Annotated in this window: 7 protein-coding genes; 2 read left to right on the plus strand and 5 right to left on the minus strand. The window is 73.2% G+C overall.

The window, feature by feature from the left end:
- Positions 1-5: 5 nt before the first annotated feature.
- Positions 6-1,196, plus strand: coding sequence for a methyltransferase domain-containing protein (locus ABZT03_RS34040; RefSeq protein ID WP_356046642.1), 1,191 nt, complete (start codon positions 6-8; stop codon positions 1,194-1,196).
- On the opposite strand, the gene ABZT03_RS34045 is transcribed toward ABZT03_RS34040, so the two are convergent.
- From ABZT03_RS34045 to ABZT03_RS34065, 5 genes are all read right to left on the minus strand, one after another.
- Positions 1,174-3,222 carry a cell wall-binding repeat-containing protein gene (locus tag ABZT03_RS34045; protein WP_356046644.1) on the minus strand — a complete coding sequence of 683 codons (2,049 nt, stop codon included), beginning with the start codon at positions 3,220-3,222 and terminating at the stop codon, positions 1,174-1,176. The genes ABZT03_RS34040 and ABZT03_RS34045 overlap by 23 nt on opposite strands.
- A gap of 188 nt (positions 3,223-3,410) precedes the next feature.
- Positions 3,411-4,637, minus strand: a complete 1,227-nt coding sequence (locus ABZT03_RS34050) for a sigma-70 family RNA polymerase sigma factor (RefSeq protein ID WP_356046656.1) — start codon at positions 4,635-4,637, stop codon at positions 3,411-3,413.
- A gap of 239 nt (positions 4,638-4,876) precedes the next feature.
- Entirely contained in the window at positions 4,877-5,233 is a 357-nt protein-coding gene (locus ABZT03_RS34055) for a YciI family protein (protein ID WP_356046646.1), read from the minus strand.
- Positions 5,234-5,502: 269 nt separating this feature from the next.
- Entirely contained in the window at positions 5,503-6,552 is a 1,050-nt protein-coding gene (locus tag ABZT03_RS34060) for an LCP family protein (RefSeq protein WP_356046648.1), read from the minus strand.
- A 195-nt stretch (positions 6,553-6,747) separates the two neighbouring features.
- Positions 6,748-7,815: a LacI family DNA-binding transcriptional regulator gene (locus ABZT03_RS34065; RefSeq protein ID WP_356046650.1), complete on the minus strand. Its 1,068-nt coding sequence runs from the start codon at positions 7,813-7,815 to the stop codon at positions 6,748-6,750.
- A gap of 133 nt (positions 7,816-7,948) precedes the next feature.
- Here ABZT03_RS34065 and ABZT03_RS34070 point away from each other — a divergent pair, with 133 nt between their 5' ends.
- Entirely contained in the window at positions 7,949-10,255 is a 2,307-nt protein-coding gene (locus ABZT03_RS34070; protein ID WP_356046652.1) for a glycoside hydrolase family 3 N-terminal domain-containing protein, read from the plus strand.
- Positions 10,256-10,449: the final 194 nt, after the last annotated feature.

The following is a 10,449-nucleotide window of genomic DNA, read 5'->3' on the forward strand; positions in this document are numbered from 1 at the left end:
ACCCGGTGAACGACCTCGACGCCCTCCGCACCCCCGAAGGCCGCGCCCTCCTCGACGAGGTGCGCGGCACCGATCCGGCGCGCGAACTCACCGTCGCCACCCGGCTGCGCCGCGAGCACCCCGCCGAGCTGGTGTCGGCGGCGCTCGGACAGGCGCGGCTGCGGCAGCGGGCGGCGGTGAAGTTCGGTGCCGAGGACGCGGAACGGATGTTCTTCACGCCGAACGGCGTCGAACAGTCCACCCGGACCAGCGTCGCCACCTACCGCGCCGACCGTCTCAAGGCGCTCGGCGTCACCTCCGTCGCCGACCTGTGCTGCGGCATCGGCGGGGACGCGATCGCGCTGGCCCGCGCCGGCATCCGGGTCCTCGCCGTGGACCGGGACCCGCTGACGGCGGCGACGGCGCGCGCGAACGCGGAGGCACTCGGGCTCACCGACCTGATCGAGGTGCTGGAGGCGGACGTCACCGAGGTGGACACGGCCGGCTGGGACGCCGTGTTCGTGGACCCCGGCCGGCGTGGCGGCCGGGGCCGGATCTTCGACCCGGAGGGGTACTCACCGCCGCTGTCCTGGGCGGTTCAGGCGGCCCGTGGGGCGCCGCACGCCGCCCTGAAGATCGCTCCCGGTATCCCGCACGAGGCGGTCCCGGCCGAGGCCGAGGCCGAGTGGATCTCCGACGGCGGGGACGTGAAGGAGGCGGTGCTGTGGTTCGGCACCGAGCCCGGCGCGGTGCGCGCGACCCTGCTGCCGGGACCCCGCGCGCTGCTCTCCGCCGGACTGCCCGATCCCGCCGTACGACCGGTGGGGCGCTACCTCTACGAGCCGGACGGCGCCGTCATCCGGTCCCATCTGGTGGCCGAGGTGGCGCGGCAACTCGACGGGGGCCTGGTCGACGAGACCATCGCGTACGTCACCGCCGACGAACTGCGGCCGACGCCGTACGCCACCGCGTACGAGATCACCGATCAACTGCCCTTCAGCGTCAAGAAGTTGAAGGCGCTGCTGCGGGAGCGGGAGGTCGGGGTGCTGACCGTGAAGAAGCGGGGGTCGGCGGTCGAACCGGAGGAACTGCGCAGGAAGGTCAAGCCGCGGGGGCGCAACGCGGCGACCGTGTTCCTGACCCGCGTCGCGGGCGCGCCGACCATGCTGGTGGGCGCGCCCGCGACCGCGTCCGCTACTGGCGGTGCGCCGTCCTGAGCGAGCCCAGGTGCGGCTCGGCGGCCACCGGACCGGACGTGACCGCGGTCGCCGGAGCGGCGCCGCCGTCCGCGCCCCGGGACAGCGCCTGCGCGCTCGTCACCGGAACGCCGTTGTAGTACGGCCGGTAGACGACCTGGCCGGAGCTCGCGCTGATCGAGGCGCCGGCCGTGTTCAGCGCGCCCGTGGTGACCGAGGCGGTGGGGCCGAACGCGATCACGGCCTGGGTGCCCGCGGACTCGCGCAGCAGGTAGCTCTTGACCTCACTCGACAGAGCCGGCCGCGAGGTCCACAGGATCGGGCCGTAGATGTTCATCGCCGAACCCGCGGAGACGCCGTCGCGCCACGAGCCGGTGTACGCGAGGGTCGCCTGGCCGGGCGTCGTCCACCAGAACTTGGCGACGGCCACCGACAGGCCCGCGTCGGTGCTCGCGGTGACCGGGTAGTAGTAGTACGTCGACGGCCAGCGGGAGAACGACGTGTGGGTCAGCGCGTACTTCGCGTCGGAACCGACCGCGATGACCATGGTCTTGGACGGGTTGAGGCCGTTGAGGTACGACTTCACCGACGCCGTCAGCTTCCGGCCGTTGGTGAGGACCAGGCCGCCCGTGCTGCTCGTCCCCTCGGCGCCGGCCGCCGCGGCGGCCGGCAGGGCCGCCTTGTAGTCGGTGCCGCTGGCCAGGAACACGTATTCGGGGCTGGTGCTCACGGACTTGGCCACCGCGACGGAGGTCGCGTAGCGGTCCGTGCCGGACAGCCGCTTGGGCACGTAGCCGAGGGCCTTCAGCTGCGTGGAGACGTGCGTGGAGACGATGGACGCGCCGCCCACGAGGTAGACGTTGGCGCCCTTCTTGAGCATGCGCTTCAGCTCGTTCTTCACCGCGGTCGACAGACCCGACTTCGGGGTCATCAGCACCGGGCCCCGCTTCTTGCCGGCCAGCGCGGGCGCGGTCAGCGAGTACGCGGCGTCGTCCCGGTCGACCAGCACCGCGGACTTGGCGTTCAGCAGGCCGGGCTGGCTGTGGCCCAGCGTGTTCCAGCTCCAGCGGGAGGAGGCGATGTCGGTGGCGTAGCTGTCGGCGCCCCAGACCCGGGCGGCGCTGTTCTTGCGCAGCGGCTGCCAGCTGGGGTTGTCACTGAAGAACTCCCCCTGGGTGTCCGCGACCTTGGTCAGCTCGCCGGTGGCCACGTCGGCGTACTCGATGGTGTGCACGTCGCCGCTGCCCGACCCGGTGTGGGCGTCGAAGACGATCCGGGTGCCGGTCGGCGACCAGGACGGGTTGGCGTACCGACGCGGGCCCGTGGTCAGCTGCTTGACGCCGGTGCCGTCGGCGTTCGCCGTGAACACCTGGTCGTTGCCGTCGGCGTCCTTGCGGACGAAGGACAGCCTGGTGCCGTCGGGCGACCAGTCCGGCTGCTCCGCGTCGGCCAGGACCCGCTTGACCTTCTTCGTCGTCGCGTCGTAGGTGTACACGCCGGCGTTGTCGTAGCAGCCGTAGTGGACGTTGCGCTGGAAGGCGACCAGTCCCGACGGGCTGACGGTCGGGTGGGTGTCGCAGACCGTGTCGGGTTCCAGGGCGTCGGTGAGCAGCGGCCGGGCCGCCCACGAGCCGTCCGAGGGGCCGTAGACGAGCTGGCCGGCGGTGGAGAAGACGACGTACCGGCCGTCCCAGCCGTAGGCCAGGTCCTCGTACGCGCCGCTGGCGCGCACGCCCTCGGCCCAGGGCAGGGTGATCTTCGAGGAGCCGCCGGGACGGAAGCTGCGGATCTGGCCCGCGCTGGAGATCAGCCGGCTGCCGTCCGGCGCCCAGGCGGCGTGGTCGCCGCCCACGTTCGGGATCGCGGTGGCCTTGCCGGTCGCCGGGTCGATCAGCGTGCCGCCGTCGACGAGGATCCTGCCCTCGGTGCCGGGCCAGGACCCGGCGTCGTCGGCGACGGCACCCGGAGCGGTGGCCAGGGTGCCCACCGCGGCGAGCACCGCCGCGGTCGCGAGCGCCGCGGCACGGCGGCGCGTGAAGAGTCTCAAAACTCGATCCCCCCAGGATCAGTGAATCGCTGGATCACGTGACGTGACCTCGGAAGTGCCGCGCGCGGGCCGGGTCGGCACGTTCCCCCCGTCGACCTCACAGCCGTACCACAGCGGCCGGATCACTGTAGTGCCCAACGAGCCACTGTGGGAACAGAGTTACGAGTGAACAACTGACCGATCGCGGGTCACGGACCGCACTCCGCCGCCCGGGCCAGCAGCAACTCCCGCTCCCGTACGTTGCGCGCGAGACCCGCGGCCCGGACGAACTCCTCGCGGGCCTCGCCCCCGCGCCCGAGCCGGGCCAGCAGGTCGCCCCGCACACTCGGCAGCAAGTGGTACTCACGCAGGGCCGGTTCGGCCGTCAGGGCGTCCACGATCTCCAGCGCCGGGGCGGGTCCGTGCGCCATCGACACGGCGACGGCGCGGTTCAGCTCGACCACCGGGGACGGGGCGCGGGCCGCGAGCAGGGCGTAGAGGGTGGCGATCCTCGGCCAGTCGGTCTCCTCGTAGGAGTACGCGAGCGCGTGGCAGGCGGCGATGGCGGCCTGGAGGGCGTACGGCCCCGGGACGCCGGTCGCGGCGGCCGTGGCGCGATCGAGGGCGGTGATGCCGCGGCCGATGAGCATGCGGTTCCAGCGGCGCCGGTTCTGGTCCCGGAGCAGGACGGGCTCGCCGCCGCGGCCGGTGCGGGCGGCGGACCGGGAGGTCTGGAACTCCAGGAGCGAGACCAGGCCGTGCACCTCCGCCTCCTTCGGCATCAGTCCGGCGAGCACCCGGGCCAGCCGCAGGGCGTCCTCGCAGAGCGACGGCCGCAGCCAGTCGTCGCCGGCCGTCGCCGCGTAACCCTCGTTGAAGATCAGGTAGATGACGTCCAGGACGGACCCGAGACGCGCCTCGCGGTCGGGCCCGTAGGGCACCTCGAACGCCACGTTCCGCGTCGCCAGGGTCCGCTTCGCGCGCACGATCCGCTGGGCGACCGTCGCCTCCGGGACCAGGAACGCGCGGGCGATCTCGGTCGTCGTGAGACCGCCCAGCAGGCGCAGGGTGAGCGCGCCGCGCGCCTCCGGCGACAGCACGGGGTGGCAGGCGGTGAAGACCAGCCGGAGCAGGTCGTCGTCGATGTCGTCGGGATCGGCGGGCTCCTCGGGCGGCGCCGCGGTCTCCAGGCGGCGGCCGATCTCCTGGAGCTTGCGCGCGTAGTTCTCCCGGCGCCGGATCAGGTCGACCGCGCGGTGCCGGGCGGCGGCCATGAGCCAGGCGCCCGGGTTGTCCGGCACCCCGTCCCGCGGCCACTGCTCCAAGGCGGCCACCAGCGCGTCCTGCGCGAGTTCCTCGGCGATACCGACGTCCCGGACGATCCGGGCGACGCCGGCGATGATGCGCGGCGACTCGATCCGGAAGACGGTCTCCACGGTGCGACGGGCGTCGGCGGAGGCGTCACCTGGGCCGCCGGTGCGGGGCTCGCCCGTGCGGCCGCTGTGGGGTGCCGCCGCCCCGGTGGGGGCGGGCGTCCGGTCCGTGGCGTCCGTGGCGTCCGTGGCGTCCGTGATGCCTGCGGCGTCCGTCGGGGCTTCGGGGGGCAGGTCTGCGGAGGGCTGTGGGGTCACAGCCCTCCATGCAACACCCCCGGCGGCCCCGGACCAAGGAGGGCTCAGCCCTCCATGACCTCCCGCACCTCACAGGTCACCGTCCAGTGCTCCTCGTGCACCTTCAGGAACCTCTTCGTCCACTCGATCGCCTCGGCCATGTCCTTGGCCTGGACGAGGGCGTACCCGCCGACGACCTCCTTGGACTCGGTGAAGGGCCCGTCGGTCACGGACAGCTGTCCGCCCTCGTAGTGCACCCGGGTGCCCTGGGCCGACGGAGTGAGACCGGCGGTGTCGAGCAGGACCCCCGCCTTCGTCATCTCCTCGATCAGCTCGCCCATCCGCTGCATCAGCGCGTCGCTGGGGCCCTCGGCGGGGGCGGCCGACTCGTCGATACGGATCATGGAGAGATAGCGCGGCATGATGGCTCCTCGTGTCCTGTGCGGCCGGTTCCTTCCGGCCTCTCACCCCTGCGTCGAACGGGGGACACCGGGATCGACACGCGGGCCGACATCCGCCGAGGTTTTTTTGGCTCCCCCGTCGGCGCCGGAGCGGACGCGGTCGGCACGGCGGCCTCCGGCGCGCGGTCGGCGCAGCGACCTCCAGCGCGCGGTCAGCGCAGCGACCTCCAGCGCGCGGTCAGCGCAGCGACCTCCAGCGCGCGGTCAGCGCAGCGACTTCCAGCGCGCGGTCAGCGCAGCGACTTCCACAGGTCGCTCGCCTCGGGTTCGTCGGCGACCACCCGGTTGTGGTCCGAGGGCGCCTGCACCACCGGCATGGTCACCGTGGTGACCTCGTCGGCCGACAGGCCCTTCAGGCTCTGGCCCAGGCGCATCAGTTCGGTGAGGGAGTCGAGACCGGTGTCCGTGGTCAGGCTGCCGGTCACCGCGTCGGCGACCTCGTACAACTTGGTGGGGTCCGACAGGAGGTTCGTCGAGGAGATCTGTTCCAGCAGGGCCTTCACCAGCTTCTGCTGGAGCCCTATGCGGCCCAGGTCGCTGCCGTCGCCTATACCGTGCCGGGTGCGGGCCAGGGCGAGTGCCCGGGTCCCGTCGAGGTCGTGGGTGCCGGCCTTGAGGTGCAGGTGGCTGTCGTCGTCGTCGATGTCCTCGTCCGTGGTGACGGTGACCCCGCCGAGCGCGTCGACCAGCTTCGCGAAGCCCGCGAAGTCGATCTCGACGTAGTGGTCCATGCGGACGTCGGTGAGCGCCTCGACCGTCTTGACCGCGCACACCGGACCGCCCACCGAGTAGGCGCTGTTGAACATGGAACCGTAGGCGACGACCGAGGTCCCGCCGGACGGCAGCGGGCAGGACGGGCGGGTGACGAGCGTGTCGCGCGGGATGCTGACGACGGTGGCGGTGGTCCGGCCGGCGTCGAGGTGGACGACCATCGCGGTGTCGGAGCGGGCGCCGGTGCTGTCACCGCCGCCGAGGGCCTTGTTCGCCCTGCCGCTGCGCGAGTCCGAGCCCAGCACCAGGATGTTCAGGGCCTCGGTGGGCAGCGGGGTCGCGGAACCGGAGGGCGCCGGGGTGGTCACCGCCCTCGCCGGGCGGTCGTCACCGAGGGCGCTGTCGATGTCGACGCTCTTGATGTTGTTGTTCAGATGCCAGTAGGCCCAGCCCGCCGCCCCGACGCCCAGCACCAGGGCGCCCGCCAGGGCGAGGCCGGCGACCTTCAGGACTCTCGCCCGCCGGGCCACCCGTATGCCCGCGTCGCCGCTCGCTTCGTCTGAGGTCACGAGAGGAACATAGGTCCGAATTATTAGGAGACTGTTAGGGGGAGCGGCCGGGACCGGTTTTCTTCGGAAAATCTCACGTTCTCAGGACCGCTTCAGCCCGTCCCGCCGACGGTCTCGGCTCGCCGAAAGTTTCGGCCGTGCGACCGAATCGCTTCGAGGACTGTCCGGCGCGCGCTCCGCCACGGCTCCCCTCCCCTACCGCTCCGGCGGCGGCGCCGTGCTGCTGCGCACCACCAGACTGGTCGCCAGTTCCACGCGGGTGGCCGTCGCCGAGGCCCCGTCCTCCCGCCCGAGGTCGAGCACCAGCTTCGCCGCCGCCTCGGCCATCTCGGTCAGCGGCTGCCGTACGGTCGTCAGCGGCGGGCCGACCCAGCGGGCCACCGGCAGGTCGTCGAACCCGACCACGCTCAGGTCCTCCGGAATGCGCAGGCCCAGTTCGCGCGCCGCCTCGTACAGTCCGAGCGCCTGGAGGTCGTTGCCGGCGAACACGGCGGTGGGCCGGTCCGGGCGGCGCAGCAGTTCGAGGCCCCGCCGGTAGCCGGCCTCGTGGTGGAAGTCGCCGGCCGTGATCAGCTGCGGGTCGACGGGCAGGCCGGCCGTCTCCAGCGCGGCCCGGTAGCCGTCGACGCGGGCCCGGCTGCACATGATCCGGGACGGTCCGCTGATCGCGCCGATGCGGGTGTGCCCGAGCTCCACCAGATGCCGGGTGGCGGCGAGCCCGCCCTGCCAGTTGGTGGCGCCGATCGAAGGCACGTCCGCGCCCGGGTCGCCGGCCGGGTCCATCACCACGAACGGGATGGACCGGCTGTGCAGCAGGGCACGCTGGGACTCGTCGAGCCCCGACAGCACCAGGATCACGCCGTGCGGGCGGCGGGCGGCGACCTGGTCGGCCCAGGTCCGGCCCGGGGTGAGGCGTCCCGCGCTCTCGCTCAGCACGACGCTCAGGCCGGCGCCCCGGGCCACGTTCTCGACGCCCCGGATGACCTCCATCGCCCACGCGCTCTCCAGCTCGTGGAAGACCAGGTCGATCAGCGGGGAACGGCTCGCCTCGGCGCGCCGGCGCCGGTAGCCGTGGACCCGCAGCAGTTCCTCGACGCGGCTGCGGGTCCCGGGGGCGACGTCGGCACGGCCGTTGAGGACCTTCGAAACTGTCGGCGCCGACACGCCGGCCTCGCGGGCGATCTCGGCGAGCGTCGCGGTCTGCGCGGACCGTCCGGTCGTCCCGGTCGTCGTCCGGGTTTCAGCGGGCTCCGGAGGTGTCATGGCGGCGATCGTATCCCTGCGGCACCTCTTGACGAACCCTCTCCACCGCCCTAGGTTCCCAAAACATTCGGTTTCTCCAACGAAACATTCGCAGGAAGCGTTCGTGAGGGCTCTCCACCCTGACAGGAGTTTCATGACCACCGCCCCCTGGCGTGACCCCGCCCGGCCCGCCGCCGCCCGCGTCGACGACCTCCTCTCCCGGATGACCCTGGAGGAGAAGACCGCCCAGCTGTACGGCGTGTGGGTGGGCGCCGCCACGGACGGTGACGGAGTCGCCCCCCTGCAGAGCGAGATGACCGCCGCCTACGACTGGGACGAGCTGATCACCCACGGGCTCGGCCAGCTGACCCGCTCGTTCGGCACCGCCCCGGTGGACCCGGCGCTGGGCGCGCAGGCACTGGCGCGCGCCCAGCGCCGTATCACCGCGGCCGGCCGTTTCGGCATCCCGGCCGTCGCCCACGAGGAGTGCCTGGCCGGTTTCACCGCCTGGGGCGCCACCGCGTACCCCGTGCCGCTGGCCTGGGGCGCCGGCTTCGACCCGGAGCTGGTCGAGGAGCTGGGCCGGCACATCGGCAGCGATCTGCGCTCGGCCGGTGTCCACCAGGGCCTCGCCCCCGTCCTGGACGTCGTCCGTGATCCGCGCTGGGGCCGGGTCGAGGAGACCATCGGGGAGGACCCGTACCTGGTGGGGACGGTCGGCGCCGCCTACGTGCGCGGTCTGGAGTCCGCCGGGGTCGTCGCCACGCTCAAGCACTTCGCCGGGTACGCCTCCTCGGCCGGCGCCCGCAACCTCGCTCCGGTGCGGGCGGGCGTCCGGGAGTTCGCCGACGTGACGCTCCCGCCATTCGAGATGGCCTTGCGGGAGGGCGGCGCGCGCTCGGTGATGGCCGCGTACACCGACACGGACGGCGTCCCGGCCTCGGCCGACCCCGGCCTGCTCACCGAACTGCTGCGGGAGGACTGGGGGTTCACCGGCACGGTGGTCGCGGACTACTTCGGCATCGGCTTCCTGGAGACCCTGCACCGGGTGGCCGGTTCACCGGCCGAGGCGGCGCACGCGGCGCTGGCCGCCGGCATCGACGTGGAACTGCCGACGCTCAAGTGCTACGGCACACCCCTCCTCGAAGCGGTACGGGCCGGCGACATCCCGCGGGAGCTGATCGACCGGGCGGCCCGGCGCGTCCTGCTGCAGAAGTGCGAACTGGGCCTGCTGGACGAGGACTGGACCCCGGAACCGGCCGGGCCGGTCGACCTCGACTCGGCAGCCAACCGGGCGCTGGCCCGGCGGCTGGCCGAGCGGTCGGTGGTGCTCCTCGACAACCCGGACGGGGCGCTGCCGCTGGCCCCGGACGCCCGGATCGCCGTGGTGGGCCCGCGGGCCGCCGACGCCCTGGCCATGCTGGGCTGCTACTCCTTCCCCTCCCACGTGCTCACCCGGCACCCCGGGGTGCCGACAGGCATCGACATCCCGGACCTGCTGGACTCGCTGCGCACCGAACTCCCGGACGCCAAGGTGACGTTCGCCGAGGGCTGCGACACCTCCGACCCGGACACCTCGGGCTTCGCCGAGGCCGTGGCCCGGACCGCCGAGGCGGACGTGTGCGTGGCGGTCCTCGGCGACCGCGCGGGCCTGTTCGGCCGGGGCACCTCAGGCGAGGGCTGTGACGTGACGGATCTGCGACTGCCGGGCGTACAGGCCGAGTTGCTCGACGCGCTGACGGCGACCGGGGTGCCGGTCGTGCTGGTCCTGCTGACCGGCCGCCCGTACGCGCTGGGCCGCTGGGACGGCCGGCTGGCGGCCGTGGTCCAGGCGTTCTTCCCCGGCGAGGAGGGCGGCCCCGCGGTCGCGGGCGTCCTCGCGGGCCGGGTGAACCCCTCGGGCCGGCTCCCGGTGAGCGTCCCGAGGGAGCCCGGGGGCCAGCCGTGGACCTATCTCCAGCCGCCGCTGGGCCTGGCGGGCGAGGTCAGCAACCTGGACCCGACCCCGCTGTACGCCTTCGGACACGGCCGCTCCTACACGGAGTTCACGTGGGAGGACTTCGCGGGCGGCCCGGCGGAGATCGGCACGGACGGTTCGTACGACCTCTCGCTCACGGTCCGCAACACAGGCGACCGGGCGGGCGCGGACGTCGTACAGCTGTATCTGCACGACCCGGTGGCCACGGTGACCCGCCCCGATGTCCGGCTGATCGGATACCAGCGGGTGGAGCTGGCGCCGGGCGAGGCGCGGCGGGTGACCTTCCGCTTCCACGCGGACCTGTCGTCGTTCACCGACCGCTCGGGCCGCCGGGTGGTCGAACCGGGCGCGCTGGAACTGCGGTTGGGCCCGTCCAGCGCGCAGGTCCGGCACACGTCCCGGCTCACCCTCACCGGCCCGGTTCGGCCTCTGGGCGGGGACCGGAGGCTGCGCTGCGAGACGGAGGTCTCCCCCGCGTCCTGACCGGACCCGGCACGCGTGGGGCAACTCGCGTCGGCTGACCGGGCGTTCGGGTCCGGTACGGGCGGCCGTCACCACGGCGCCCGGCCTGGGCGGGGGCCGGTGGAAGCTCCTATAGATCGTCAAGCGGCTCGTGTGAGCTGTTCAGTGGTGACCTGAGGGTGGGGCAGGTGTCGGTAGACCTCGCGGGCGACGAA

It is taken from the genome of Streptomyces sp. NPDC005574, from assembly GCF_040605435.1.
GTDB lineage: Bacteria > Actinomycetota > Actinomycetes > Streptomycetales > Streptomycetaceae > Streptomyces.